The organism is Nocardia sp. NBC_00508 (genome assembly GCF_036346875.1).
Classification (GTDB): domain Bacteria; phylum Actinomycetota; class Actinomycetes; order Mycobacteriales; family Mycobacteriaceae; genus Nocardia.
Genome location: NZ_CP107852.1, coordinates 2,898,066 through 2,924,659, shown reverse-complemented (window position 1 = coordinate 2,924,659; position 26,594 = coordinate 2,898,066). Strand labels below are relative to the sequence as shown.

Genomic DNA, 26,594 nt, shown 5'->3' with positions numbered 1-26,594 from the left:
AGGACGGACTACGTCCGACCGTGTCCATTGGGCGTACCTCCGCCTTCGCTGCGGCCGTGCGCGAGGCTGAGGACGCCCCTACGTCCGACCGCGCCGACTGGGCGGACCCAGTGCATACGAGGGCCGTCTTCGCGTTCGATCGAACCGGAGGCGGCCCTCCACCTGTTCAGTGGGACTCGATCGTAGATTCAATACAGTACGATTCGTACTGTATTGTTACAGTGATGGATATCGACAACGCCTGGCCGGACTCGTTGCGTGTCGCGCAGGTCCGGATCGCGCGACCAACCGACCGGCTCGCCGAGGTGGTGCGTTTCTACGTGGACGGTCTCGGCCTGCGTGAGCTCTACCGATTCGCCGACCACGCGGGTTACGACGGCGTGATGCTCGGACTGCCAGGGACCGGATATCACCTGGAGTTCACCTCGCACGTGGACGGCAGTGCCGGCGATGGCCGAGCGCGGAGAATCTCCTCGTCCTCTATTTCGAGGGCGAGACCCACATGTACGACGTGGCCCAGCGGCTCGGCGAATTCGGCGTCGAACCCGTGCCTGCCGAGAACCCGTTCTGGGCGGCGAACGGCGGCTTGACGTTTCCCGATCCGGACGGCTGGCGGGTGGTGCTGATGCCGCGACCGGTCTTCTGATGGCGGGACGGACCCGCGACGATCGCATCGACGCCGCGGTGCTCAGCGCGGCGCGCGAGCTGCTCGACGAGGTCGGGTACGCCGACCTGTCCATCGGCCAGGTCGCCGCCCGCGCGGGCCTGCACCGCCCGGCGATCTACCGCCGATGGCCGTCGAAGCGCCACTTGGTGGTGGACGTCGTGGCCGACCTACTCGGTCTGCATCCGACCCCGGACACCGGCGACCTTCGCGCCGATCTGGGCCTCGCCATGCGTGATCTCGTTGCCTCGTTGCGCGATACCTGCCTGCACCGGGTGCTGCCCGCGCTGGTCGCCGACCTGGCGGGAGACGAGCGGCTGCGTGCCCACTTCCTGGCCACCGTTTTCGAACCGCGGCGGCGCACTACGGCGACCGCGCTGCGGTCGGCTATCGCGCGCGGCGAGGTCGACCCGGGAATAGACCTCGATTTCGTGCTCGACGCGGTCGCCGCGCCGATCTACTACCGTGCGCTGTTCGGACATCTGCCGCTATCGGACGAACTCGCCGAACAGTCGGTCGCTGCCGTGCTGCGCGCGATCACCCGCTGACCACGGGCAGCGAGCTGAGCATCGCGAGCACCTCGGTGGCGGCGCCTGCCACCGAGTCGGTCTCCGCCATGGCGAGCGCGGCCGCGGCGGCGCCGCGAATGTCGCGTACCAGCGCCATGCAGGCCGCCGCGGCGGCGCGGTCGGCCGGGGTGAGCGCGTCGTCATCCTCGGCGGCGGATTGCCATGCGGCGGTGGCGATCACCTCGTGCAGCCAGTTCAGCAGCTCCAAGCGCAGCGGCTGCGGCTCGCTGAGCCAAGCGCGGGCGTAGCTCACATCGGTGCGCTCGTGCAGCAGGGCGCCGAGCACGACCTGGATCGCGGGCGCGGTGACCGAGTAGACCGAATCCTCGTGCAGTACCGCCGAATACAGAAAGTCGATGCCGCGTGAGCGGTCATCGGCGTCGTCGCCGATCAGGTCGGCCAGCATGACGGGTGCGTCGGCGGCGGAGCCTTGGGCATGGGCCAGCCCCGCCCAGTCGGTCTCGCGCAGCACGGTCGCGGCCCGCTCGTGGTAGATCGGCGCGAGCGCGTCGGCCGCTCTGGTGCGTGCTTCGGCGTCTGTCGAATCGAGTGCGCGCTGGAAGGCCGTTAGCGCCGTCTCCGCGTCGCCGAGCATGCTGCTGAACACCCCGATGTCGAAGCTGGCCCGCGCGGCGAGGGCCGGATCGTCCGATTCGGCTAAGAAGCGGGCGGCCTCCCTGGCTCCGGCCAGGTCTCCGGCGTCGCTCAAATGCTGTATCAGATCACCAGCGGCAACCAGCGCCTGATCGGCGGGCCAGTCGTCGATGACGGCGCGGTAGGCGGCTTTCAGGCCATCCGTATCGCCTTCGGTGCGCAGCAGGTAGGCGAGGTTGGACAGGGCGAGCCGGGCGATCTCGCCGGTGCCGGAGGTGATCGCCTGCTCGTAAGCCGCGCGCGCCGCGTCCGAATCGCCGCGCTTGGCCCGCGAATAACCGAGATTGATCCAGGCGCGCGGCGCCGCGTCGGGATGCCCGGACTCGGCCGCGCGCTGGTACATCGCCTCGGCCGCGGCGGCATCGCCGCGCTCGGCCAGCAGCAGACCGAAATGGTACGCGGCCCGCGGCGATGCGTCCGCGTGGCCGGAGTCGACCGCCACGTGATAGGCGCCCTCCGCGGCCGGTTTGTCACCCAACGCGTTGAGCAGATCGCCCAGCTCGGCGGCGGCGAGCGGAGCCCAGTCCGGGTGCCCGGAAGCGACCGCGGTTTGGAACGCCTCGCGCGCGGCCGCCAGGTCGTTGCGCCGCAGGTGCATCTTGCCGAGGTCGAAGGCCAAGTCCGGCGGCCGCTTCAGCATGTGTTCCCATCCAGCCTCGCCACCTTGCGGTGCGAATCGTTTTCGCACAAGTTCTACATCGGCGGGCGAGCCCATGGCCACTCGTGGGAAGGCGCCGTTCACTCCGCGGGCGGGGGATTGGCGCCTGCGAAGCGAAGGGTCAACTGCCTGGCCCACTTTCGGCGCCGCTTCGGCGGCCGCCGCCGATCGATGCCGGTTTCGTCGTCGGTCTCGACGTCATACCGGCGGATGTAGGCGCTGGAGAACGCCTGCACTGTCGCGGTCACCGGAATGGCGAGCAGCGCGCCGGTCGGGCCGAGCAGCGCCGCGCCCGCCAGCACCGCGCCGAAGGCAACGGCCGCGTGCATGTCCAGTGTGGTCGCGGTGATGCGAGGGTGCAGCACATAGTTCTCGAACTGCTGATAGAGCACGATGAAGCCGAGAATCCACAGCGCGGTGCTCGGGCCGTGGACCAGCCCGACGATCACCGGAAGCGCACCAGCCAGATAAGTGCCGACGGTCGGGATGAACTGCGAGACCACGCCCACCCACAGCGCCAGTGCGAATGCCGACGGCATATCCAGCACCCGCAGCATCACGTAATGCGCGAGCGTCGAGATGAGTGCGAGCAGACCACGCGAATAGATGTAGCCGCCGGTCTTTTCCACTGCGATGTCCCAGGCACGCAACACATGTCGCTGGTGCCGCGGAGGCAACAGCGAGCAGACCGCATTGCGGAAGCGCGGGCCTTCCGCGGCGAAGTAGTAAGTGAACAACAGGATGCCGAGGCCCTGGAAGATCGCGCCGATCGCGGCGGCGCCGATGCCCCACACGTCGCCCGCCAATCCGGTGAGGTAGCCCTCCAGGGTCGAGCTCCACTCGGTGGCGTACTTCTGGATGTCGGTGCTGACGAGGTCGGTCTTGAACGTGCGGTTGATCCAGTCCACAACGCCGTCGGCATACTCGGGCGCATTCTTCACCAGGGTTGTGACCTGCTCCACCAGCAGTGCGCCGAGCGTCCACAGGAAGGCGACGACCAGGGCCGCCAGGGCGAGGAACACCAGTCCGGTCGCGAGGCCACGCCGCATCCCGCGCCGGGCCAGCCAGTTCACCGCCGGTTCGATGGCGAACGCGAGAAACAGCGAGACGACCAGAACCGTCAGCAGCCCCTGCAGGCGCTGGAGCACCCAGAACGCGGCCAGCAGTCCGGCGATCGTCGCCGCGGCGAGCAGAAACGCGCGTGGCAGCCACTGCGGCATGCGCGTGGCGCCGTTGGCGGGTTCGGCGGCCGGTGTCGTCTCGTCCTTGTCCTCCGCAGGCACAAAGCCAACGTACCCACGCCGGGACCGGTTCGCGCCGCACACCGCGTGGCCGCGCCGGTCGAGCGAGACGGGTCACATGGTGGAGACGTCGATGACGAACCGATAGCGCACATCGCTGGCGACGACGCGGTCGTAGGCGCCGTCGATCTCGTCGGCGGAGATCAGCTCGATCTCGGCGCCGATGCCGTGCTCGGCGCAGAAGTTCAGCATCTCCTGGGTCTGCGCGATGCCGCCGATCGCTGATCCGGCGAGCGAGCGCCGGTATCCCGCGAGAGTGAACGGCTTGACGCTCAACGGGTTCTCGGGGATACCGAGGATCACCAGGGTCCCGTCCAGGTTGAGCAGGCGCAGATAGGCGTCCAGCGGAAGATCTGCCGAGACCGTGTTGAGGATGAGGTCGAACCGGCCGCGCAGATCGCGGAAGGTCTGCTTGTCGCTGGTCGCGCGGTAGCCGCTCGCGCCGAAGAGCTTGCCGTCGTCCTGCTTGCTCAGCGAGTGGCTGAGCACGGTGACCTCGGCCCCCAACGCGGCGGCGATCTTCACGCCGACGTGTCCGAGCCCGCCCATGCCGATGATCGCGACTTTCTTGCCCGGCCCCGCGTCCCAGTGCCGTAGCGGCGAGTAGAGCGTGACGCCCGCGCACAGCAGCGGCGCGGCGACGTCCAGCCCGATCCCCTCGGGGATCTGGACCACGAAGTTCTCGGTCACGACAACCTGGCTGGAGTACCCGCCGAGGGTGTGCCCGCCCGGCTGTACCGCCGGATCGACCGGGGTGTTGTAGGTCATCGTCGCGCCCGCGGCGCAGTACTGCTCCTCGTCGGCCAGACATGGCGCGCAGACGCCGCAGGAGTCGACCATGCATCCGACGCCGACGCGGTCGCCGACCCGGTATTTCGACACCGCCGATCCGACCGCGGCGACCAAGCCCGCGATCTCGTGGCCGGGCACGCACGGGTACCGTGTCCCGCCCCACTCGTCGCGCGCGGTGTGGATGTCGGAGTGACAGATACCCACGTACTTGATGTCGATCAGCACGTCGTGCGGACCCAGGTCCCTGCGCTCGATCGTGACCTTCTCGAACGAACCGTCGGGGTCGGACAGGGCGTAGGCGGCAGCGGTGCTCATGAATACATGCCTACCGCTGCATGCGTGCTGTTGCCAACTATGACACGTAAACAACAAGGTCACGACCATTTTTCGGCCCGGGTCTCCGGTTCGATGATCTTCGGCGGCGATCTCCGGCGACAATGGAATCGGTCAGCGGGTTCGGCCGAGGCGGGAGAGCCATGGACGAAGGACGGCAGCAGATCACCGCGCGGCGCGCGTCGGGTGGCGGGCGCGCGCTCGTCATGGTCGTCACCCTCGTGCTCACCGTGGCCGCATTCCTCGGATATCGCGGCGATCTGCCCAGCCGGAGCCTGTCCGACGCCACCGGGACCGCGGCCTCCGTACCGCCCGGCCTTTCCGAGCCGCTCGACCCCGCGGTCGTCACCGTGGCCGTGCAACCGGCGCTGGTCAACATCAGCGCGTCCACCAAGCTCGCCGGCCCCGGTGCGGCCGGTTCCGGCATCGTCCTGACCGCTGACGGTGAGATACTCACCAGCCACCATGTGGTCAAGGGCGCGGACACGGTGACCGTTACCGACCTCGGCAACGGGAACGCCTACGACGCCGTGGTGCTCGGTTACGACTCCGGCGTCGATATCGCGCTGCTCGACCTGCCCGCGGCCGCATTGCCGACCGCCACCATCGGCAGCTCCGCCGGGTTGCGGCTGCGCGAAGAGGTCCTGGCGATCGGCAACGCGGGCGGGACGGGCGGTCCACCGACCGCGGTGTACGGCCCGCTCACCGACCTGGACAGCGAGATCGTGGCGGTCAACGTCGCCGATCTGTCGCGCAAAGCGCTCAGCGGCATGCTGGAGGTCGCGGCGGAGGTCACCTCTGGCCAATCCGGCGGGGCACTGGTCGATCGGAATGCGGCCGTGGTCGGGGTGATCGCCGCGGCATCGGGCGACTCGGTGAGTGCACCGGACCGCTCGCCCAACGGCTACGCGGTGCCGATCGACGCGGCGATGCGGGTGGTCCAGCAGATTCGCTCCGGCACCCCGACCGACACGGTGCACATCGGCCCGACGGCCACCCTTGGTGTGCTCGTCTCCAACGCGCTGCCCAACGGCACGGGCGCGCGCGTGGACGTGGCGCTCTACGGCATGCCTGCGCATGCCGCGGGGCTCAGCGCGGGCGACGTGATCACCTCGATCGACGATCGCGCCGTCACCAGCGTCCAATCCCTGCGGGCCGCGCTGAACACCCGCAAACCGAACGACACCGTCCGGTTGGGCGTCACCGGCGCGGAGGGGGAGCGCATTGTGCCGGTGGTGCTCACCGCGGGCCCGCCGAACTGATCAGCCGGTCAGACCAGCGACAGCCAGTAGTCCTGGAAACGCAGGAACACCAGCAGCAGCACGACCGCGAAGAACACCGCGACGATCGTCCAGCGCCACTCCGCGAGCACGCCGAGCGGGCCGCCGGAACGACCCCACAACTGGTCGATACTCACCGCCAGCAACGGCGTGATGATCGCCCAGACCACCATGCAGTACGGGCACAGCGCGTTGATCCGGTACAGGCTTTCGAAGATCAGCCAGCAGACGAAGCCGACGCCGAACACGGTGCCCAGCCACAACCCACCCCAGATCCAGCGCGGGAAACCCACCCCGGCCACCGACAGCACGCCGAGGGTGACCACAACGGAGAATCCGACGACGCCGATCAGCGGGTTCGGGAACCCGAACGCCGCAGCCTGGTCGGTCACCATCACCGACCCGCAGGACAGAATCGGGTTGATGCTGCAGGTAGGGGTGTAGCCGGGATCGGTGAACAGCTTGAATCGCTCGACGGTCAGCGCTACCGAAGCCAACCAGCCCGCGAGTCCGCCGATCAGCAGGACCCACGCGGCCCGCGGCCCCGCGGCGATCACTGGCCCGCGGCGGCGGTGATCACGGGCGCGAGACCGGCGGGACCGAAGATCTCCTGGCTCGCCTCGATCTTCTTACCGTTCACGAAGACCGACGGGGTCGACTGGATGCCGCTTTCCAGCACGTCCTTGGTGCGGGCCTGGATGTACTTGTCGTACTCGGGCTCGGAAATGCACTGGGCGACCGCGTCGTCGGTGTAGCCGACGCTCTTGGCGATCTGGATCAGCTGGTCGTCGGTCAGGCCGGCGCCGCCCTCCGGCGGCTGCTGCGCGAACATCGTCTTCAGCCAGTCCTGGTACTTCGTCGGGTCGGCCTCGGCGACACAGTAGGAGGCATTCGCCGCGCGCGACGAGTACCGCGTAGTGGACGCCTTGTCCAGGAACGCGATCACGTTGTACTCCACCACAGCGGTGCCGTTGTTCACCGCGTCTTCGAGGACCTGGCCGTTGGCCGCCTCGAAGGCTTTGCAGGCCGGGCACTGCAGGTCGGCGACGACGCGCACGGTGACCTTCGCGTCCGGCTTGCCGAGCCGGACGGCGCCGTTGTCGGTGATCGAGCCGGGAACGCCGCCGGAGTTCAGGTTTCCGGTCGCGGCGATGGACGGGGCGGGGCCGGGATCGTTCTTGCGGGCCTGCTTGACCGCGATGCCGATGCCGATGGCCGCGATCAACCCGATGAGCACGGCCGCGACGGCCACCTGGATCAAGATATTGCGGTTGCGGTCGGCGCGTTCCGCCGCCAGCAGCGGGTTCGACTTCCCACCCTGGTTTTTGCTCACCGTGCGCTCACCACGCCTTTCGCTCGCCGGACGGTTCCTGCTGCCACGATCGTAGATGCGCCGGCCATTCCTTCACTTGGCCGGGCCGCAGCCGCCATCATCGTCGGCTTACCTGAGAGATTCCGAAAGATCGGTCGGCGAGCACCCGGTCGACTTCGATCCCGTCGCGGGTGGCGGCGACCAGGAGCGCCGACAGCCCCCGTTCGACAGCGACCCAACCCCGGCATCACTTTCCGGACCGGATGCCGATCCCGTCGTGCATGCCGGCGGCTTCCACCGCCACAGATCTGAGCCGGCGTCAGGCAGAGGAACTCAGCTCCAGCACACGGGGGCGTGCCGATTGAGTATGCAGCCAATAGCGCGACCCATGGAGGAACTCAGCGATTCCACGCCACCGACGACAGGGGCCGGTGACTGGGTGTCGGCGGCTTCGGTCGGCTGCTCGAGCGGGATCGTTTCCGCGGCCGCGGTAGCCGTGCCGAGCCCGGTGGCCAACAGCGCTGCGCAGACGGTGACGACAATCATCCCAAAGCGTTTCATTCCCAAATACCTTTCATGCGTGTCGATCGACGTCGACGATATCGATCGAGCAGGCATGGAAGTACTCTTGGTGTCACCATTCCTGGGATCCCCGTGCGGACAACGCGCTGGCCTGTACGGCGCCGCGTTCAGCGTGGTGCGATTCCGTCCAGGACGAGATCGACGGCCTCGCGCGCGAGGTTGGGGGGCAGCGTCTCGCCGAGTTGTGTGACATGCAGATGCACCAGTCCGCCCAGGGTGAGCATGGTCAGCCGGGGGTCCACCGTCGACGCGACCTCACCGCGGGCAATGCCACGCCGGATGATCTCCTCCGACATCGACAACCGTCGCACCCAGAACTCGCGTCGCGTGGCGTCGACGACCGGGTCGGCGTCCCCGATCACCGTGCCGCGAATCATGGCCATGCCCGACGGCGCTTCCGCGAAACGAATGAGGTCGGTCATGAACCGCTCCAGATCGCCGCGCAGTGACCCGGTGTCCGGTAGCGGGATCTCGTCGGCCATCCGAAACAGCAGTGCGTCCAGCAGCAGCCTGGGCAGCGTCTTCCACCGCCGATAGATCGACGTCTCGTGCACGCCCGCGTCCGCGGCGACGTCGGCGACCCGCACGTTGCCGATGCCGACCGACTCGATGCGGGCAAGCGTCGCGTCGATCACGGCCTTCCGCAGCCGCGCACCCCGGATCTGTGCCGGAGATTTGCCCATGTCGCCAATTATCGCAAGTTGTCTTGCGTTGTGTGCTTGCGGTGCTTAGCGTGGTGCTATCGCAAGTTGACTTGCGATAGAAGGTGAGAGCGGCATGGACAACGTGGTCGCGCCCTCGGGGCGCTGGCAGGGCGAATCGCTCGGCGGGGTAGCGGTGTTTCGCGGGATCCCCTACGCGCGAGCAGAGCGCTTCGGTGCGCCGGAGCCGGTCGCACCACAGGACGGCGTGTGCGACGCGACCCGGCGGTACGCCATTGCGCCGCAGCTGCCGGGGCGGCTGGAAAATGTGATGGGGCGGGCGGACCTGCTGGATCAATCGGAGGACTGCTTGGCGCTGACCGTCACGGCCCCCGAGGACGTCGAACTCGGCAGCTGCCCAGTGCTGGTGTGGTTGCACGGCGGCGCGTATCTCGCGGGCAGCGGACAGTGGAATCTGTACGACGCCGACCAGCTGGTGCGCGAGACCCGCATCGTCGTGGTGTCGGTGAGCTACCGGCTCGGCGCACTCGGATACCTGCGGGCGCCGGGTGTTTCGGCGGGCAATCTCGGTTTGCGTGACCAGCTCGCGGCTCTGCGGTGGGTGCGTGCGCACATCGCCGAGTTCGGCGGCGATCCGGAGCGCATCACCGTCTCGGGGCAGTCGGCGGGCGCGCAGTCGGTCGTCGCTCTACTGGGTATCGCGGAGGCGCGACCGCTGTTCGCGCAGGCCATCGTGCAGAGCGCACCGTTCGGCATCGGATTCCAGAGCCACCGGCACGCCGAACGGGTGGGGGCGATGTTCCTGGCCGAACTCGACGCCGATCCGTTCACCGCTGCGGTGCCCGAACTCCTTGCCGCACAGGGGCGTACCGTCCGGCGGATGGCGGGACCGGGCGCGTTGAACTCGGCGCCGCCCTTCCTGCCGGTGGCCGATGCGGACCCGATACCCGACGAGCGAACCTGGCGACAGGCAGTACACGACGCGGCGGCCGACCTACGGGTGGTGCTCGGCTGCACGGCCGAGGAGGCGCGGGCGTTCTACGGCGGCCCGCATCCGGTGTTCGGCAAGGTGCGGCGACTGCCGCTGGTCGGCGAACGGACCACCTCGGCGGTGCAGCGGCTGATCGGACGAAAGGCCTTCGAGGACGGCTTGTTCCGCTTCGCCGACGAGCTGACCGACGCCGGCGCGACCGTCTACTCCTATCGCGTGGGCCAGCTGCATCCGGCCAACCCATACGGCGCCTGCCACTGCATCGACCTGCCGCTGCTCTACGGCAGCGGCTCGACCTGGGCCACCTCCCCAATGCTCGTGCCCCTCGTTCCCCCGGAGATCGACGCGCTCGGCGTCCGGACCCGGCGATACTGGGGCGAATTCGTGCACACCGGAGAAGTCGGGGACACCACCTGGCGGCCACATCGGCGCGGCTCCCGTTTTGCCCAGCAGTTGCCGTGAGCTGACCGGGCCGAGAGCTGCTCGTCCGATGCATCGTGGGCATGCGGAGACAATGCTGTGCTGCACCACGCAGTGCGGATTCTCGCGCTCGGCTGAGCACAACAACCATCAGCGGCGGCGCGACGCGAGCCGGACACCAAAGTTCCGCGAGTCGAACGCGGCGGCAGCTACGGCCGAGAACGCGGCCGGGAGGCCAGCCGCAGCGAGTGAAACCGTCTGCGCCACAACGGCGCACGGCATGCTGCGCGCACGACACGCCTTACATCCGCTGGGCGCGGGTGGCCCGACGTCGCGCTGTCAGCCGATGTCCTGTACTGCCCTGCGTTGCGGATCGCCTGTGCCGCAGCCGGTTCCGACGACCAGTGCGGTGATCTCGGGCGGGTGGGGGCCGGTGAGCAGGATGAGTACCGCATTGCGGCTCTGGAATGTGATGTCTGTGGAGCCGAGGACGGTCCGTTCGAGTCCGTTGGCTTGCACGCAGCGGTCCAGGGCGGCCGGGTTGGCCAGCGTGCCGGTGACGGTGTGGCGGCCCAGCGCGGCGAGCGCGACGGTGGCAGAGAGTTCTTCGCCGAGCTGGTCGGTTCCGGTGGTGGGTGGGGGCGTGGGTGCGGCGGTGGGCGAGGGGTCCGCACCACCACGCAGCATGGCGGCAACCCCGCCGACGGCGGTGACGGCGAGGATCGCTGCGGCGGCTGCGGCTATCCAGCGTGTCCGGCCGGGGCGGTGGCGATGTCCGGCGACCGCGACCGGCGGAGGCGGCGGGGCTTGCGAAACCGTTGACTGACGGCCGGATTCGCCGATCGACCCGGAGGGCGACGCGGTGGCCAGGGAATGGATCCTGGCATCAGGTGTCGTGGGCAGAGGACGGATCGCATCAGGTGTGGCGGCGTGCTGCCCGGTCGAGTCCGGCGCGGTGCCGTTGTTCTTCGAGGCCGGCCTGCGCGCTGAATTCGCGTTGGCCGGCCGGCGCAACGGCGACCACCACCGGGTTGCGCCGTCCTGTGCGGTGCGGTCCTGGGTGCTTCCGCTCTGGGTGGTGGTGCCGGTGGTGTTCTGGGGTGGGTCCAACTCGTCGAGGAGCTGCGTGAGCCGGGCGGCGACGTCGGCGGGCATGGGGTGGATGATGCGTTCGTCACGGCCCAGGGCCCGTAGTTCGGCGCTGACCTCGTCCAGCGACCGCAGGAAACGCAACGCTTCCGCATCACGGACGACCTGCGGCAACAGTTGCTCACGCTGGCCAGCGGTGAGGTTGTCGGCGTGCAGGTCGGCGAGCAACTCGGTCGTAAACGCAGGCCGCGGCACCCCGGTTGCCATCACACCTCCGTGGTTCGCCTCTGTCATCACAACAATCCCCGCACCAACCCCGGGGGACTGCCTCTACATCGTTTCGTGGTCCGTCACTGTTAATGACGCATCCCGACTACCTCCGGTTCCCCGGATCACGCAGAAAATCCAACCGCTGTTTCAACCGCTGCCGCGCCCGGGCACACCGGCTCTTGATCGTCCCCTCCGCCACACCCAGCAACACCGCCGCCTCGGCCACGCTATACCCCTCCACATCCACCGCCACCAACGCCGTACGCTGCTCGGGCGGCAACGCGAACAACGCCTGATCGATCACCATCGACATCTCCACCTCGGCCATCTCGTCGCGGCCGTACCTGGGTTCGGGCATGCCCTCCACAGACAGCGACACCGCGCGCCTGGTCTTGTTGCGGCGGATCCGATCCAGGCACGCGTTCACCACGATCGCATGCAACCAACTACGCACCTCCGCCTCACCGCGGAACGACGCGGCCGTGCGATGCGCCGCCAGCAACGCATCCTGCAGCGAATCCGCCGCGTCCTCCCGGGTATAGGACGTGCGCAACGCCGTCTGCCACAAATGATCGTGATGCCTGCCCAGCAACACCGCGAACGCCTGCCCCTGCCCACCCACATGCGCCCGCAACAACTCCACATCACTGCACTCATCGGGGACGAACGACCGCTCGCGACACGCCACCGGCCGCGACGTCCCCCCGCGAAACCCCTCGTTCACATCCGACGACAAAGCCAACCCGACGGTCTGCTGGATCGCATTGGCCATGGCCGCGCCGGCGCGCACATCGAGACGATCGGCGTCACATCAACTCCAGACATATTCTCGCCCCCAATTCATGGACGCCCGAGTCGTTCTGGGGCTCGGAAAGAGGGCATACACAGTGCAGCGTCAGCGGTCTATGAAATCCCTTACAGCTGCGCCATTTTCGTACCGGCACATCCCATCTTGCGCCGGATGGACATGCGTACCAGGGCTCAATCGCGGGCGCGCCCCTGCGCTCCCCTCCGGCGCAGGCGGCGAATCGACGCGCGTTCTACCTCCGTATTCATATTCTCGCGCACCTGCGCATAACTAGCTTCGTATGCAGCATTCGGGCCATAGCATCGGGCTGTCAACGAGGAGGCTGTAAACAACTTGTGGACAACGATGGCTCCCGATCCAGACGAATGGCAGCTAGCCTCACTCAACAAGATCGGCCAGCCAAAGGACCACCCGCTATGAACAGCCCCCTACCTACGCCCGCGTCCGCTCGAGGCGATTCGACCGAGGATCTGCTCAGGGGAAGGACCGCTGTCGTCACGGGAGCCAGTCGTGGCATCGGCCGGGCGATCGCGATCAGGTTCGCGGCGGAGGGCGCGAACGTCGCGATGATCGCCCGAACCCAGGAGCCGCACCCCAAACTGCCGGGCACGATCCACACCGCCGCCGCCGAAGCGGAGGCCGCGGGCGGCGACGTGCTGCCGTTGGTGGCGGATGTGCGCGATGACAAGGCGCTGGCCGGTGCGGTTGATCAGATTGCCGAGCGGTTCGGCGGGATCGACATCCTGGTCAACAACGCCGGATCGGTCGATCTCACCGGCGCCGAGCAGATCGGCATGCAGCGTTACGACCACATGCAGGCCGTAAACCTCCGCGCCCCGTTTCTGCTGTCCAAGCTGGCGCTCCCGCACTTGCGCGCCTCGGCGCGAGCCGGGCGCAACCCCCACATCCTCACGCTCTCCCCACCACTCAACATGAACCCCGAGCACATCGGCAACGGCGTCGCCTACACCGTCTCCAAATATGGTGTCAGCCTTGCCACCATCGGCCTGGCGCATGAGTTCCGCCCGTACGGCATCGCCGTGAACTCACTGTGGCCACGCACGAAGATCGACACCGCGGCGGTACGCAATCTGCTCGGCGGCGCGGAAGCCGTCGCGGCGTCCCGGACCGCCCACATCTGCGCTGACGCCGCGCTCCTGATGGTGACCAGCCCTGGCGCGACCTACACCGGTCAACTGCTCTTGGACGAGGATGTCCTCGCTTCCCACGGCATCACCGACCTGGACCGATATCGCGTCGTAGCGGGCACCACCGCACTCGCCAACGACCTCTTCATAGACGCGTAGATCACCACATGTCAGGTGGAGAAAGTGCCCGTGGCAATCGAACCGAGAAGCCTGACAACCAGCTGCTCGGCGAGCTGATGACGGTAGAGCGCGAGGCCGCCGAGCTCAGCAGAACCCGAGTCGCCGAAGCCTGCCACGTCTCCCGGCAACTGGTGCACTACTGGGAGACCGGCGTGCGAGTGCCTGACGGCGAGGCACTGAGACTGTGGTTCGACGTGGTCGGTGTGCCGAACTGGAAGCGCCAGAGGTTCATCGCGGTGATTCAGCGAGTCCGGTCCTTGACCCACAAGACAACGCTCGAAACCCTCGACTGGTCGAGCGTGCCACCGGTCTGGACCACAGATGATCAGACCGGCCTCGACCGCATCCTCGACCCGGCTTGCTGCCACGATCGCATAACTTTCGACCTATTCGGCTGCAACAGACCTTTTCTCGATCGCTTTCCCGGCCTCGCGCCGGCCCCGCCCGATGCCGAGCAGCCAGCCAGTCTCATTGTCTGGATGTTCACCAATCCCGTTGCGCGCAAAGTCATTGCGAACTGGAACCTGCGTGCCCGGCTCATGGCAGCGGCGTTCGGAACTCTCGCACCCGGAGCCGTGCCGCAGCGCCGGATCGACGAGATCGTGCAAGCTTGCCGGGTAGAGCCGGCCTTCATGGAGATGTATCGCAGCACTCCCACCGATGACGAAGTGACCAACCAGCGCGTCGTGCTCTGGGACCCCGACCGCGAGGAGTTCGTGACACATCTGATGCGCGCATCCATCTTCAAATACCCACCCCGGCCGTGGGATCAGTTGGTTCTGCAGGCACCGGCATGACGCGTCGGTGCAGCTCCGCCGCAACCGGCGCGAAGCGTTCGTGGAGCACGAGCGCGCTCGGCGGCGTTGTCGCGTCGCCGGAATATGCCTGCGCCGACCGGCCGCGGCGGGTAGGAATGTCGGGGTGACTGTTCTCGGTGCTGTGTTCCGTCCGCAAAATCCGCCCGAGTCGCTCCGTGCGGCGGTCCGTGTCGCCGAGGCGACGGGGCTGGAGGAGCTGTGGTTGTGGGAGGACTGCTTCCTGGAGAGCGGAATCGCCAGTGCGGCGGCGGCGCTCGCGTGGACCGAGCGGTTGCGCGTCGGCATCGGGCTGCTGCCTGTGCCGTTGCGCAACATCGCACTCACCGCCATGGAGGCCGCGACGCTCTACCGGCTCTTCCCCGATCGGCTGATCCTCGGCATCGGCCATGGTGTGCAGAGCTGGATGGAGCAGGTCGGCGCGCGCGTCGAGTCGCCGGTGACCTTGCTCAGCGAGCATCTGGCCGCGCTGCGTGCGCTGCTCGCCGGTGAGCGGGTCACCACGTCGGGCCGCTACGTACACCTTGACGATGTCGCACTGGACTGGCCCCCTACCGCGCCGCCCACGGTCTACGCGGGCGCACGCGGTCCACGCTCGATCCGGCTGTGCGGCGAGTACGCCGACGGCACGCTGCTCGACTCGATCACCGACGCCGACGGCGTCCGCGCTGCGCGCAAGCTGATCGATGAGGGTCGCGCCGCCGCGGGCCGGACCGATCGTCACTACATCGTGGTGAATCTGCTCGCGGTCACCGGCCCGGACGCCGAGGCCCGCCTCGCCGCCGAACGCACGCCGGCTCACGCGCCAGGGGCTGGTGTCGCAGGTGACGCGCACGCGGTCGCAGACGCCGTCACCCGGCTGGCCGAAGCGGGCGCGGACACCGTCGTCGTGCAGACCACCGCAGACGACTCCGATCCCGCCGCGTTCCTTCGCTTCGTGGCCGAGAAGGTCCGGCCACTGGTCTCCTGAGCGGGCACTACGCCCGCGCGAGCCGCCGCTTCTGCTCCTCGACGTCGAATTGCGCCGCGGGCCAGTCGAGTTCCAGCTGCTCCAGCGCGTCGATGAGCAGTTCGGTGACCGCGAGGCGGGAGAACCATTTGCGATCGGCGGGCAGCACGTACCACGGCGCGTACTCGGTGGACGTGCGGTCCAGCATCGCCTGGTATGCCTGCTGGTAGGCGGGCCAGTACGCACGCTCGTCGATATCGGCCGGATTGAACTTCCAGTATTTGTCCGGGCGGTCCAAACGCTCGGCGAGCCGCTTCTTCTGTTCGTCGAGCGAGACGAACATGGCGACCTTCACCAGTGTGGTGCCCTCGTCCACCAGTTCGCGCTCGAAGGCGTTGATCTCGTCGTAGCGCGGCTCCCATTCGGCGGCCGGTACCAGGTCGTGGCGCTCTTCGCCGTCGTCGTCGGCCGGAAACGTCGGCTTCCGCCAGAACCTGTTGGCCATCTTCCGCTGGAATCACGTACAGATGACCAGTGCAGCCGTTCCATCTTCAAATCCCCATTCGTGGGTCATCGTCGGCCTGCCTACGAATCCAGCTCGTCTGCTCAACATCTGGACAGCCAGCATCTTCGCCTGATGTCCTCCTCCGCTTCTCTGTGCTTCTCCCTTTTCCTCTACGACTTCAATGCCATAACCACCTGCCAAATCTACAACTGTGTATGTCATGACCACCATCGCCTTTTCCAACCATACGCTTCAAAGCATGCCAACATTCAACGTCTATGAACTCCGCTGAATACGGTGATACGTTTCCTTTTCAACGAAGGCCATTCAAAGCAAATATCCAATCACTTCAACCTGCCGTATCATATGAACCTCCTCAGTAAAAGCTTTTCAACTCTGTGTGCATCTGTTCAATGCACAAACACAACACAGAATGTTTCTGACTCCTCTATCAAGCAGATAAGATGAAGAATACGAAATAGGCCGGTATGATACCTTCAATCTCCAAATATCAACTCCAGTGTGTTTCAAACCTTTCAAACCTCAATGAACCATCCTTCAACTCTGTGACTTCAATGGCAATCGTCAAACAAAGTTTACTGAATGTCTGTCAAAATCTGCCATTTGAAGACATTCCTTTTCAAAGATAGGCCTCAATCCAACACAATCTCAGAAACTCATTTCTTCCCATCCTATACGAAGCATATTTCCTCTTTTCCAATTACTGTGTGATCTGACTCAATCCATTCAATTCTTATTTCCATTGCTTCGTCATTGCAATGCTTCTTCACTCTGAGCGCTTCCAGATGTCTATCCAGTTATACTTCTAGCCCCGTTGGCATGAAATCACAATCTGAACTCACAGACTTTCTAGCTCTTACAGTAAATATTCACAAACTTCCAGTGTGTTTCAAACTCATCAATTATACACTCCACTGTGACTTCAATCAATCCCTTTCACAAACAAGTTTCTGAAAGCATCGTTTGCTAATGTCTATCAATCAGAATACACATTCTCTTTTCAAAGAGTTTCAAACCAAACCAAACAAAGCTTCTGTTCAATTGAACTCAATCCTCTGAAGCTGCATCAGAATGTCAGAAGATATTTTATTTCCATGTCTTCAAAGCAGTATAGGATCGTTTCAAACTTGCAATTCTGCAGAAGAATCAACGTCCCCTGCAGCAAAGAGTAAAGAACATAGTCGCCGGTGGCGGGCATGGTCGGGGTGTAGACGTACGTCATCGTGTCCCGGACATCCGCCTCGATGTCTGCCGCCGCACTATCGTGTTCCATCCTACGTTTTCCACCGTAAACCGCTTCGGCGGCCGGATCCGCCAGCGGCTCGTACCGCTGGGGTGGCGCGATCGCGCCCCGGACCGTCTGCGCGGCATCGCTATTCAACGCCATCAATCGTGCGACCGCCCAGCACACATCGTGCGCTTCGCCGCCCGCGCGGACGAACTGCCTGGTCGCGGTCGCCGCGGCGTCGGCGGCGCGGCCGGTCCAGCGCGCGAACTCCCGATTGGCGGCGTCGGAAAAGGCTTGGAACGCATCGGCTACCGCAGCGGCGTTGGCCTGCCATGCCGCGGCCGTCCGGCCGAGCGCCGCCGGGTCGAGTGCCTCGTGCACCAGGTCCCAGATCTGCTGGTGGGTGTAGCCGCCGAACAGTTCCTGATCCGGCGCGTAGGCGGGATCCGTTGTCCCGCTGGCAAATTCGGACAATTGCTGTCGGATGCCGTCGGCAGCGGCGCGTGCCGTGGAATCTGCCATGATCGCCCCCTCAGTCGGTCCCGACGCACAGGCGCGTGCTCATCGGGGTTCCAGGTACTCGGTGATCAAGCGCAGCGCGGCCTGATTCGCCGCCTCGGCGTCGGCCAGCCGGTTCGCCGCAGCCAAATACGCCGCCTTGAACAGCAGAGCCGTCTCCTGGAAGGCCGCCAGGGTGTCCAGGTATTGCCTGCCCTTGTCGGTGAACCCGCGGGCAAGGGCGTGTCCGGTCGGCAAGTTCGGGAAACCGGTCACCTCCGTGACGAACTGGCCGTTGTCCATGGCGCGGCGCAGATCATCGACCAGCTTGTCGCATGCGGCGGCGAGATTTTCGGCGACCGCGTTGTCCAGCTCGAATGGTTCGCCCCCATCCTCGCCAATGGCCGCCGCGTACAGCCTGCGCGCCGTCCCCTGCCCGGTATCGGGTACCGCCATCTGGAAGCCCCCTTCCGCTCGGTTCTGTCGTACCGCGCTGTACTGGACTCGCACTCTACCGCCCGGTATCGCGGCGCGGACCGCGTCGGTGCCGGGCCCTGGATATCGGATGCGCCGTTGTTAGACTGGCCGATGGGGCGCGAAGCAGGGGAGGCGAATGATGGCCGAAATCGACGACACACTCCCGAAATACCTGCAGATCTCGGCGTATCTGCGCGAGCTCATCGAGCGCGGCGAACTGGCTCCCGGTGCCGAGGTGCCCTCCGAGCGAGAGCTCGCCGCCCGATGGAAGGTCGCCCGGCCCACCGCGGCGAAGGCGCTGAATACGTTGCGTCAGCAGGGAATCGTCCGGTCCCGCCGCGGATCGGGCACCTACGTGAGCGACCGCAGCGCCCTGATGCGGGAGAACGTGCCGCGATACGGGCCGCCCTTCGCCGCGGACGACTCGGTGACGGTGCTCGAGGCGGCGGTGGTCGCGGCGCCGCGGGAGGTCGCGGAGGCGCTCGGCCCGTCCCGCGCGCGTGCCGTGATGCGAAAAGGGTTGAACATCGACTCCTCTGGCTCCGCAACGCTGATCACCTCCTGGTACCCCGATGGGTTCGCCGAATCCGCCGTTCACTTGCTCGCTCTCGAACCATTGCCCGGCGGAGCCTTGCGCTACCTGGAATCCGCAATCGGACGCGGCACCGCGGTCGTGCGCGAGCGCGTCGGCGCGCGTCTGGCTACCGCCGACGAACGTCGTCATCTAGCGCTGCTGTCCCCGGCCGCGGTGCTGGTCGTCCATCGCACCTGCCTCGACGCCGACGGTGTCGCACTCGAGTTCCGTGCAGCCGTCCACCCGCCCGGCGACCGAATCCTCCAGCAGGAGTATTCCACCAGCTCAGCGGCCGATTTCCGCGATTGACACCCCTCGATCGCAACTGGCATAGTCCACTTATCGGAAGCGTCGAAGGGTGGGAGTTGCGATGTCCGATCAGTTGACCATCGGCGGCTGGGTGATCGTGGGGGAGCACTGCTCGGTCCGTCTGGCCCCGCTACCCCGCGATAACTACCTCGCCTTCGTCTTCGAAAGCAGCGGAACCGAATTCGAGCTGGCACTCGCTCCCGCTGTCCTCCACCGCATGGTCGATCTCGGCATCGCCCCGCCCTGACACCGAAGGCGTTCGGCGAACTGCCCATTCACCGCGCCAGCGCACGATCCTGCGACCAGTGAATCCGAAAGCCATTGCGAGGGTGAGCGTCTCGATGTAGCACGGATCGGGCGGCCGGACTACGCGGGCTTCGTCGCGCTGACGTACTGCAGCATGCGATGGATGCGCTGATCGATCTCCACGAGGCCGTGCTCGGCGAAGAGGGTGGGGAAGGTCTTGGTGTCGAAGACGCGCAGACCACTCCAGCTGCCGACCACCCGGCTCATATCGCCGATGGGATTGTCGCCGCGGTGGCTGGTGGTGATGGCGATCCGGCCGCCGGGCGCGAGGACCCGGATCATTTCGCGGGTGGCGGTCAGTGGATCAGGGATGAGGTAGAGCGCGCCGAAACAACAGACGGCGTCGAAGGTCCCGTCGGTGAACGGCAGGAAGCGGGCGTCGCCGCGCAGATACCCGGTGCGGGGTCCGGCGTTGTCGGTGACGGCGCGTGCCAGCATCGGCGCGGAGTAGTCCACGCCGACCGCGTAACCGTCACCGGACAGCCGTTCGCTCAGATACCTGGTGAAATTGCCCGGCCCGCAGGCGATATCGAGCACCTTCTGCGCGCCGCCGAGGCGCAGCGCGGCGACCGCGTCGCGCCGGTCCGACGTGGTCGTGCGTCCGCTGGCGAGATAGAACACCGTCGGCCGCCAAGCCCGTTCGTACACCGCGGCCAAGGCCGGGGCATTCATCGTTTTGCGAGCGAGATTCACCGGCGGTATGCCTCAGGCACGGTCGACTGTGATGGTCATGCCCGCGGCGCGCAGCCGATCGGTGAGTGCGTCGCCCATCGCGGCGGCGGGTGTGAGAAGGCCCGCGAGTTCGGGTTGCTTGTCGGTGTCGAACGCCAGGCACAGGCCGCTCTCGCCGAGCAGCACCGCGGTGCCTTTGTATCCGGGGTCGCCGGTGCCGGAGAAGGTCGCCACGTATTTCGTGCCGGACGTGGTGTGCGCGAACGTCTTCATGGTGAACCAGCCACTGGCGCGGGCTTCTTCGCTCGGCCCGGTACCCGGCGCGGGCAGCACCCGGTCCAGCACCTTGCGGCCCGCGGAGGACCGCGACAGCAACGCGCCCACAGTCGTGCCCGCCACGATGCCGCCCGCCATGCCCGCCGCGATCAGCGGCGCGATCCGCGACTTCCCCGCGTTCATCACCTCGCGGTAGCGGAAATTCTTGCCGTACACCCAGCCGAGCAATCCGTTGCTGCGGCGCACGACCTTCGTGTTGTGCGCGGCCATGACGAACGTGCTCACCCAGCCGTCCAGGCTCGGGTCGATCGCGCTCGCCCGAGACAGCGCCTGATCGGATTGGCGGCCGACCTGGGGATCCCGCGACTTGTCCGGGCTCAGCGAATACGGGTGCGACAGCACCGCGCCCTTGGCCGGGTCGGCGGCGATCGCCTCCATCATTGCGCGCCCGGAATCGATGGTGCCGCCACTGGCGCCGCCCTTGAGCCAGGCGACCGTTGTGGTGTCGACCAGTTCGCCGGTGTTGTCCTCGACCGAGCGGCGGTAGAGCTGGTAGACGTTGATGTCGGACGGAATCGAGTCGTAGCCGCAGGAATTCACGATCTTCGCGCCGCTCGCGGCGGCCTGCTCCTGGTAGGCGTCGATGGCGTCGCGGATGAACAGCGGCTCACCGGTGAGGTCGGCGTAGTGGGTTCCGGCCTTGGCACACGCCGCCACCAGCGGCACCCCGTAGCGCAGGTACGGGCCGACGGTGGTGACGACCACCTTGGTACGCGCGGCCAGTTCGTCCAGCGCGGCTTGGTCGGTCGAGTCGGCGACAACCAGGCCCCAATCGGCGGCTTTCGCCCCGAGTCCGTCACGCACGGCGGTCAGCTTGTCCAGCGACCGTCCAGCCAGCGCGATGCGCGCGGATTCCGGTGCGGCGCCGACGAGATATTCCGCGGTGAGCTTGCCGACGAAACCCGTCGCGCCGAAGAGAACGAGGTCGAATTCCCGAGTTTCTGCCATGGTCGTCCGTTCTGCAGTGGTGCCGCCGGTCGGCGGCTACTTGGTGGTCTTCTTCCGCGCCCGCTTCGGCGCGACAGGCGGATGGTCGGCGAGCCAGGCGTGATGCGCGCGACCGAGCTCGGTGACCGGTGGTTCGTCGTACAGCCATTCCCGAGCCACCCGATACCAGTTCGCGGTGCAGCCGAGCTGGCCGAGCATGCCGAAGGTCAGGAAGTCGGCGCGGCGCGAGAACAGGTGTTCCGGCGGCAGATTCTGCTGCTTCATGCCGGTGAACTCGCTGGCTCTGGGGTCGACCGCGAGCAGGAACGCGCCGCTGGCCAGCTCCGGGGTGATGGTCAGCTCCTCGTCGACCAGGCACCATTCCGAGGCGGCCAGCACGTATTCGAGGCACTCCTCGGCGCCGATCTCTTGCGGCGAATCGATGACGCCGCGCTGGATCATCAACTGCCGCAGGTCTTCCGCACGGTCCTCGGCGGCGGCGCGCAGACAGATCAGCTCGAACCGCACATGATCGGGATCCATCCGGTTGAACAACCCGAAATCCAGGAAGCCGACCCGCCCGTCCGCGGCCAACAGCACGTTGCCCGGGTGCGGGTCGCCGCAGAACTCGTTGAAGGTGAACAGTGAACCGACGTAGAACCGGTAGATGATCTCGCCGATCCGATTGCGTTCGGTCTCGGGCAGCTGCCGGATCTCCTCGAAGCCTCTGCCTTCCACGTACTCGGTGACCAGCACCCGAGTGGTGCTGAACTCCGGCAGGGAGCGCGGCACGATGATGAACGGATGCTCGGTGTAGAGCTCGGCGATCTGCAGCTGGGTCGCGGCCTCGGCCCGGTAGTCGAGTTCGGCTTCCATGTTCAGCCGCAGTTCGTCCAGCACCGCGGGCGTCACCCACGGCATCGCGGATTGCAGCACGCGCCGGAACATCGCGAGGTTCTTCAGGTCCGCACGCACCGCGGCGTCGATGCCCGGATACTGCACCTTCACCGCGACCGGGCGGCCGTCGTGCAGCCGCGCTCGATACACCTGACCGATCGAGGCCGCGGCCACCGGCTCGGCGTCGAACTCGGCGAACACCGCGTCGAGCGGCTTGCCGAAATCGTCCTCGATCACGCCGCGCATGGCCGCGAAGGAGACCGTCGGCGCGGCGTTGCGCAGCACGGCCAGGCGTTTCTGGAATCGTTCTCGGTGGTTCTCGGGCACCAGGTCGAGGTCGAGCACCGACATCATCTGCCCGAGCTTCATCGCGACGCCTTTCATGGTGCCCAGCACCATGACCACCTGCTCGGTGGTGCGAATCATGGATTCCTCGGCCATTTTCGCCCGTACGGCCTCCGACCGGCCCCGCATGGTCAACCGGGTCCGCTGCGTGCGAAGCACCGAACTTGCTGCCACCGCACCCAGCTTGGTGCCACGAGCAAGCCGAGAGGTCGGTACTTGCTTCGCCATCGAGGTACCTCCGTTGGTGCCGCGGTCGGAGCGACGGACGCGCAGGCGGTAACTCGCGTGACCAGGTAGCGTCCCGCGCACCGCCGTCGAGTACGGCGCCGGCGGTGACGCAGCGCACTCGGCGCACCGCTCGGGTTCAGACTAACCAACGTTTCGGCAAAGTCGAGAGGGCTGATGAACTTCAGCTAGCGGCTCAGCTAGCACCCTGGGCGATCGCCGGATCAGTCTCCCGCAGGCGAATCGGGGGAGGGCAGCACATGCGGCTGCGCGTTGAACGCTGCCGGTGAACCGCCCGCGCGGGCCATACCCTCGATGGCGCTCCAGGCCAGCATGGTGAGGTAATCGATGACGTCCTCGCGGGACAGCGACTTGTTCGTCGTCCACCAGTGCGTCGCCAGCTGGATGCCTCCGACCAGCACATACGAGGCCAGTGCCGCACCCTCGGTCCGGACGCCGCGCTCCAGGGCGCGCTCGGTGATCACGGTGCACACCACCTCGGCGAACAGCTTCTCGAACTCCGCCAGCGAGGACTGATCGGCCGAGCCGTTGCCCATGATGAAGCGGTAGACCTCCGGGTCCTCGTCGACGGTGCCGACGTACTCGGCGAGCGCCGAGCGGACCAGCTGATACTCATCGGCGTCCAGGCTGATCGCGCCGTACACCCGCGGCATCAGCGTGGTCTCGATGTATCGCTGCATGGTCGCGTGGACCAGGTCGTTCTTGTCGGAGAAGTAGCGGTACAGCACGGTCTTGGAGACGCCGATCTCCGCGGCGATCTCGTCCATGCCCGCGCTGCTTCCGCGGGCGCGGACCGCAGCGAGGGTACCGTCGACGAGCTCTTCGCGGCGGTCGATCTTGTGTTGCCGCCACCGGCGCTTGCGGCCATCCATCCGGCCGCCGCGCACCGCCGTCGGTCGCTCGCCGATGTCGACAAGGTCTTCGGTGGACAGCGTGGGCTCCCTCGTTCGTAACTTGCTCCGGTGACTACCAGCTTAGGTCCCGAATACCCGTGATATGCGGGTTTGAGCCCGGATGCGGCAGGAACCACAGCGTCGGGCACGCCTGGCGTGTCGAGAGTCACTCGCCGACTCGCCCCCACCTGTCGGCACAGCAGAATGGGAGGTATGGAGAAAGCTCCCGGCAACACCGCGGTGCTGGACGCCCACGCCGCGCCTGCCGCCGCGCCCCTCGGCTTCGCCGCCGTGCTCGACGAGGCGGCCAAGCGTCGCGACCTGTGGCGAATGAAGGCGCTCGCCACCGGCATGCTGGCGCTGGCCACCGCGATCTACTTGTTCTGCCGCTGGATCGAATCGCGGCACGCGGGCGGAGACTGGGTCGGCTACCTGCGGGCCGCCTCGGAGGCGGGCATGGTCGGGGCGCTGGCGGACTGGTTCGCGGTCACCGCGCTGTTCCGGCACCCGCTCGGCCTGCCCATTCCGCACACCGCGATCATCCGGCGCAAGAAGGACCAGCTCGGTGCCAGTCTCGGCACCTTCGTCGGCACGAATTTCCTTGCACCGGAAGTAGTTTCGGCGAAAGTGAACTCCGCGCAGGTCTCCTGGCGGGTAGGGCGCTGGATGGCCGATCCCGGCCACGCAGCCCGGGTGGCGCAAGAGAGTTCGACGATTCTGCGCGCCGTCGTCGGGGTCCTGCGTGACGAGGACGTGCAGCAGGTGATCGACAACACCATCGTCAAGCGGATCGCCGAGCCGCTGTGGGGTCCGCCGATCGGGCGGGTGCTGGCGGAATTGCTCGCCGACAACCGGCAGCAGGCGCTGCTGGACCTGCTCGCCGAGCGCGCGCACCAGTGGGCGCTCGGCTCGCAGGAGACGATCGATCGGATCGTGCTGCGGGACGCGCCGCAGTGGGCGCCGAAATTCGTCAACATCCTGCTTTCCGAGCGGATCTACCGCGAGCTGGTCGAGTTCACCTGGAAGGTCCGCTCCAATCTCGACCATGAGGTTCGGCTGGCGGCGAACCGGTTCCTGGAGGAATTCGCCGAAGACCTGCAATACGACGACGCCATGATCAAGAAGGCGGAGCGCGTCAAGGCACAGATCATGGGCCGGGAGGAAATCACCGGCATGGCCGAGGCCACGTGGCGGGCGGCCAAGCGGCTGATCCTGGAGTCTGCCGACGACCCGAACAGCACGCTGCGGCGCAAGGTCGCCGAAAACGTCCAGCAGCTCGGCGAGCGATTGCGCGACGAGGCCGAAATGCGCGCGAAGGTGGACGGTTGGATCGACCGAGGCGCCCGGTACTTGGTGGAGAACTATGCGGGTGAGATCAGCACCCTGGTCACCGACACGGTTGCCAGGTGGGACGCCGACGAAGCGAGCAAGAAGATCGAATTGCAGGTCGGCCGGGATCTGCAGTTCATCCGCATCAATGGCACCGTGGTCGGTTCCCTTGCCGGACTGGCGATCTACACGATCTCCCAGCTGATGTTCGGCGGCTGATCCGCGGTGCGCGGTCCGTTTGCCGAGACTCTGCTAGCACGCTGCTTGCAATAGCTAGCACCCTGATTTAGAATCGAACCCGTACAACCGCCAGAAGGTGAGTGATGGCAGACCAGCCCGAGGTTTCCGCCGAGTACACCGACAGACCGGATGAGCACTCGTCCGACGTCGGCGAACGAGGGGGTCGCGTCGCCAGTGCGGCGCACGACATCGGAGGCTTCATCCGGGCGCAGCGAGAAGCCGCGCAAGTCTCGCTGCGTCAGCTCGCCCAGCTGGCGGGGGTGAGCAATCCGTATCTCAGTCAGATCGAGCGCGGACTGCGCAATCCGTCCGCCGAAGTGCTTACGCAGATCGCCAAGGCGCTGCGGGTCTCCTCGGAGGTCTTGTACGTACGGGCTGGCTATCTCGAGCAGCGAGCGCACAGTCCGGTCCGGGACGCCCTGCTTGCCGACACGTCGATCAGTGAGCGGCAAAAGCAGGTGCTGCTGGACATCTATGAATCGTTTCGCCGGGAAAACGGAGGAAACGAGGCAGGGGGGGACGTTTGGGACAGCGACGTTCCGCGCACCACAACCGACACTCCGCCACGCCAGGAGAACGAAACACCATGACCGAGAAGAACGCCACCGTGACCAAGCCCCTACTCGCCACCGTCGGCGCGGGTGATGCCCTCTACGCCGCCGTCAACGACGTCGTCGCGCAGGTTCGCGAGCGTGCGGCCGCCACTGATGTCCAGACCCGGGTGGAGGAGGCGCGCGAGCGCTTCGCCAACGTGCCCACCGAGGTGCAGACCCAGTTCGAGTCGCTGCGCGAGCGGCTGTCCGGGCTGCCTTCGGAGCTGCCGGACGACCTCGCCGAGCTGCGCGAGAGGTTCACCCCCGAGGAACTGCGCGCGCTGGCCGAGAAGTACTACCGCCAGGCGCTCGACATCTACGCCGACCTCGCCGTTCGCGGTGAGGAGACCATCGATCGGCTGCGTGCGAACGAACGTGTCGAGGAGCGGATCGGCAAGGTCGAGACCCTCTACGGCGACGCGGTGACCCGCGCCGAGGACGTGCTCGAGCGCGTCAACGGGCTGCTCGGCCGCCCGGCCAAGGCCGAGGACGACGCCGAGGCGGATCCGGTCGTCGAAGCCGAAGTCGTCGACGTGACCACCGAGTCCACACCGGCCCCCGCCGCGAACGGCGCGCCGAAGAAGGCTCCGGTCAAGAAGGCCACCACCGCGGCCAAGAAGGCTCCCGCCAAGAAGGCGGCTCCGAAGAAGGACTGACGCCCGGCGGACAATCCGTTCGACGCCCCCGTGCACCCCTGGTGTACGGGGGCGTTGCTGCTGAT

Annotated in this window: 27 protein-coding genes and 3 pseudogenes; 13 read left to right on the top strand and 17 right to left on the bottom strand. The window is 66.7% G+C overall.

Annotation, left to right across the window (positions count from 1 at the left end; translation table 11 throughout):
• Positions 1-224: 224 nt before the first annotated feature.
• Together OHA40_RS12950 and OHA40_RS12945 are read left to right on the top strand one after the other, a co-directional pair.
• Positions 225-646: pseudogene (locus tag OHA40_RS12950) on the top strand (VOC family protein).
• Positions 646-1,212 (top strand): TetR/AcrR family transcriptional regulator, encoded by a 567-nt coding sequence (locus OHA40_RS12945; protein ID WP_330233284.1) that lies wholly within the window; start codon positions 646-648, stop codon positions 1,210-1,212. The pseudogene OHA40_RS12950 and the gene OHA40_RS12945 overlap by 1 nt, the downstream one beginning before the upstream one ends.
• Here OHA40_RS12945 and OHA40_RS12940 read toward each other — a convergent pair.
• The 3 genes from OHA40_RS12940 to OHA40_RS12930 form a co-directional block, all read right to left on the bottom strand.
• Positions 1,202-2,527, bottom strand: coding sequence for a tetratricopeptide repeat protein (locus OHA40_RS12940; RefSeq protein ID WP_330233283.1), 1,326 nt, complete (start codon positions 2,525-2,527; stop codon positions 1,202-1,204). The genes OHA40_RS12945 and OHA40_RS12940 overlap by 11 nt on opposite strands.
• A gap of 98 nt (positions 2,528-2,625) precedes the next feature.
• Entirely contained in the window at positions 2,626-3,828 is a 1,203-nt protein-coding gene (locus tag OHA40_RS12935) for an AI-2E family transporter (RefSeq protein ID WP_330233282.1), read from the bottom strand.
• A 72-nt stretch (positions 3,829-3,900) separates the two neighbouring features.
• On the bottom strand, positions 3,901-4,953 hold the full coding sequence (locus tag OHA40_RS12930; RefSeq protein WP_330233281.1) for an NAD(P)-dependent alcohol dehydrogenase: 1,053 nt from the start codon (positions 4,951-4,953) through the stop codon (positions 3,901-3,903).
• Positions 4,954-5,114: 161 nt separating this feature from the next.
• Between OHA40_RS12930 and OHA40_RS12925 the strand changes: the two genes are divergently transcribed.
• On the top strand, positions 5,115-6,233 hold the full coding sequence (locus OHA40_RS12925; protein WP_330233280.1) for a S1C family serine protease: 1,119 nt from the start codon (positions 5,115-5,117) through the stop codon (positions 6,231-6,233).
• 8 nt (positions 6,234-6,241) lie between these two features.
• Here the strand turns inward: OHA40_RS12925 and OHA40_RS12920 are convergent, their stop codons facing one another.
• The 4 genes from OHA40_RS12920 to OHA40_RS12905 all read right to left on the bottom strand — a co-directional run bounded on the left by OHA40_RS12920 (position 6,242) and on the right by OHA40_RS12905 (position 8,828).
• On the bottom strand, positions 6,242-6,808 hold the full coding sequence (locus tag OHA40_RS12920) for a vitamin K epoxide reductase family protein (protein ID WP_330233279.1): 567 nt from the start codon (positions 6,806-6,808) through the stop codon (positions 6,242-6,244).
• On the bottom strand, positions 6,805-7,584 hold the full coding sequence (locus tag OHA40_RS12915) for a DsbA family protein (protein ID WP_330233278.1): 780 nt from the start codon (positions 7,582-7,584) through the stop codon (positions 6,805-6,807). Before OHA40_RS12915 ends, OHA40_RS12920 begins: the two co-directional genes overlap by 4 nt.
• Positions 7,585-7,896: 312 nt before the next feature.
• The gene (locus OHA40_RS12910; protein WP_330233277.1) at positions 7,897-8,181 is read right to left on the bottom strand and encodes a hypothetical protein; all 285 of its coding nucleotides are present in this window, start codon (positions 8,179-8,181) and stop codon (positions 7,897-7,899) included.
• Positions 8,182-8,252: 71 nt separating this feature from the next.
• Entirely contained in the window at positions 8,253-8,828 is a 576-nt protein-coding gene (locus tag OHA40_RS12905) for a TetR-like C-terminal domain-containing protein (RefSeq protein ID WP_330233276.1), read from the bottom strand.
• 94 nt (positions 8,829-8,922) lie between these two features.
• Between OHA40_RS12905 and OHA40_RS12900 the strand changes: the two genes are divergently transcribed.
• The gene (locus OHA40_RS12900; protein ID WP_330233275.1) at positions 8,923-10,260 is read left to right on the top strand and encodes a carboxylesterase family protein; all 1,338 of its coding nucleotides are present in this window, start codon (positions 8,923-8,925) and stop codon (positions 10,258-10,260) included.
• Between the two features lie 297 nt (positions 10,261-10,557).
• Here the strand turns inward: OHA40_RS12900 and OHA40_RS12895 are convergent, their stop codons facing one another.
• Entirely contained in the window at positions 10,558-11,574 is a 1,017-nt protein-coding gene (locus OHA40_RS12895) for a hypothetical protein (RefSeq protein ID WP_330233274.1), read from the bottom strand.
• A gap of 106 nt (positions 11,575-11,680) precedes the next feature.
• A complete protein-coding gene (gene sigM / locus OHA40_RS12890) occupies positions 11,681-12,349 on the bottom strand; it encodes an RNA polymerase sigma factor SigM (protein ID WP_330234154.1) in 669 nt (222 codons plus the stop codon).
• Between the two features lie 452 nt (positions 12,350-12,801).
• On the opposite strand from sigM, the gene OHA40_RS12885 reads away from it, so the two are divergent.
• The 4 genes and pseudogenes from OHA40_RS12885 to OHA40_RS12875 all read left to right on the top strand — a co-directional run bounded on the left by OHA40_RS12885 (position 12,802) and on the right by OHA40_RS12875 (position 15,498).
• Entirely contained in the window at positions 12,802-13,692 is an 891-nt protein-coding gene (locus tag OHA40_RS12885) for an SDR family oxidoreductase (RefSeq protein WP_330233273.1), read from the top strand.
• Positions 13,693-13,700: 8 nt separating this feature from the next.
• Positions 13,701-13,862 (top strand): annotated as a pseudogene (locus OHA40_RS34715) (hypothetical protein); the annotation flags it as partial.
• A 9-nt stretch (positions 13,863-13,871) separates the two neighbouring features.
• The gene (locus tag OHA40_RS12880) at positions 13,872-14,510 is read left to right on the top strand and encodes an MmyB family transcriptional regulator (protein WP_330233272.1); all 639 of its coding nucleotides are present in this window, start codon (positions 13,872-13,874) and stop codon (positions 14,508-14,510) included.
• A 124-nt stretch (positions 14,511-14,634) separates the two neighbouring features.
• The gene (locus tag OHA40_RS12875) at positions 14,635-15,498 is read left to right on the top strand and encodes an LLM class flavin-dependent oxidoreductase (RefSeq protein WP_330233271.1); all 864 of its coding nucleotides are present in this window, start codon (positions 14,635-14,637) and stop codon (positions 15,496-15,498) included.
• A gap of 7 nt (positions 15,499-15,505) precedes the next feature.
• Here the strand turns inward: OHA40_RS12875 and OHA40_RS12870 are convergent.
• The 4 genes and pseudogenes from OHA40_RS12870 to OHA40_RS12855 all read right to left on the bottom strand — a co-directional run.
• Positions 15,506-15,922: pseudogene (locus tag OHA40_RS12870) on the bottom strand (polyphosphate kinase 2 family protein); the annotation flags it as partial.
• 72 nt (positions 15,923-15,994) lie between these two features.
• On the bottom strand, positions 15,995-16,204 hold the full coding sequence (locus tag OHA40_RS12865) for a hypothetical protein (RefSeq protein WP_330233270.1): 210 nt from the start codon (positions 16,202-16,204) through the stop codon (positions 15,995-15,997).
• Between the two features lie 865 nt (positions 16,205-17,069).
• Positions 17,070-17,753 (bottom strand): hypothetical protein, encoded by a 684-nt coding sequence (locus OHA40_RS12860; protein ID WP_330233269.1) that lies wholly within the window; start codon positions 17,751-17,753, stop codon positions 17,070-17,072.
• Between the two features lie 39 nt (positions 17,754-17,792).
• Positions 17,793-18,185, bottom strand: coding sequence for a hypothetical protein (locus tag OHA40_RS12855; protein WP_330233268.1), 393 nt, complete (start codon positions 18,183-18,185; stop codon positions 17,793-17,795).
• 157 nt (positions 18,186-18,342) lie between these two features.
• Between OHA40_RS12855 and OHA40_RS12850 the strand changes: the two genes are divergently transcribed.
• Together OHA40_RS12850 and OHA40_RS12845 are read left to right on the top strand one after the other, a co-directional pair.
• The gene (locus OHA40_RS12850) at positions 18,343-19,089 is read left to right on the top strand and encodes a GntR family transcriptional regulator (RefSeq protein ID WP_330233267.1); all 747 of its coding nucleotides are present in this window, start codon (positions 18,343-18,345) and stop codon (positions 19,087-19,089) included.
• Between the two features lie 61 nt (positions 19,090-19,150).
• On the top strand, positions 19,151-19,336 hold the full coding sequence (locus OHA40_RS12845; protein ID WP_330233266.1) for a hypothetical protein: 186 nt from the start codon (positions 19,151-19,153) through the stop codon (positions 19,334-19,336).
• 119 nt (positions 19,337-19,455) lie between these two features.
• On the opposite strand, the gene OHA40_RS12840 is transcribed toward OHA40_RS12845, so the two are convergent.
• From OHA40_RS12840 to OHA40_RS12825, 4 genes are all read right to left on the bottom strand, one after another.
• Positions 19,456-20,088, bottom strand: a complete 633-nt coding sequence (locus OHA40_RS12840) for a class I SAM-dependent methyltransferase (RefSeq protein ID WP_330233265.1) — start codon at positions 20,086-20,088, stop codon at positions 19,456-19,458.
• Positions 20,089-20,100: 12 nt separating this feature from the next.
• Positions 20,101-21,351: a saccharopine dehydrogenase family protein gene (locus tag OHA40_RS12835; RefSeq protein WP_330233264.1), complete on the bottom strand. Its 1,251-nt coding sequence runs from the start codon at positions 21,349-21,351 to the stop codon at positions 20,101-20,103.
• 36 nt (positions 21,352-21,387) lie between these two features.
• The gene (locus OHA40_RS12830; RefSeq protein ID WP_330233263.1) at positions 21,388-22,800 is read right to left on the bottom strand and encodes an ABC1 kinase family protein; all 1,413 of its coding nucleotides are present in this window, start codon (positions 22,798-22,800) and stop codon (positions 21,388-21,390) included.
• Positions 22,801-23,021: 221 nt separating this feature from the next.
• Positions 23,022-23,705, bottom strand: coding sequence for a TetR/AcrR family transcriptional regulator (locus OHA40_RS12825; RefSeq protein ID WP_442943992.1), 684 nt, complete (start codon positions 23,703-23,705; stop codon positions 23,022-23,024).
• A gap of 219 nt (positions 23,706-23,924) precedes the next feature.
• On the opposite strand from OHA40_RS12825, the gene OHA40_RS12820 reads away from it, so the two are divergent.
• The 3 genes from OHA40_RS12820 to OHA40_RS12810 all read left to right on the top strand — a co-directional run bounded on the left by OHA40_RS12820 (position 23,925) and on the right by OHA40_RS12810 (position 26,529).
• Positions 23,925-25,259 (top strand): DUF445 domain-containing protein, encoded by a 1,335-nt coding sequence (locus tag OHA40_RS12820; protein WP_330233261.1) that lies wholly within the window; start codon positions 23,925-23,927, stop codon positions 25,257-25,259.
• Between the two features lie 104 nt (positions 25,260-25,363).
• A complete protein-coding gene (locus OHA40_RS12815; RefSeq protein ID WP_330233260.1) occupies positions 25,364-25,870 on the top strand; it encodes a helix-turn-helix domain-containing protein in 507 nt (168 codons plus the stop codon).
• A complete protein-coding gene (locus OHA40_RS12810; RefSeq protein ID WP_330233259.1) occupies positions 25,867-26,529 on the top strand; it encodes a heparin-binding hemagglutinin in 663 nt (220 codons plus the stop codon). The genes OHA40_RS12815 and OHA40_RS12810 overlap by 4 nt, the downstream gene beginning before the upstream one ends.
• The last annotated feature ends 65 nt before the right edge of the window (positions 26,530-26,594 follow it).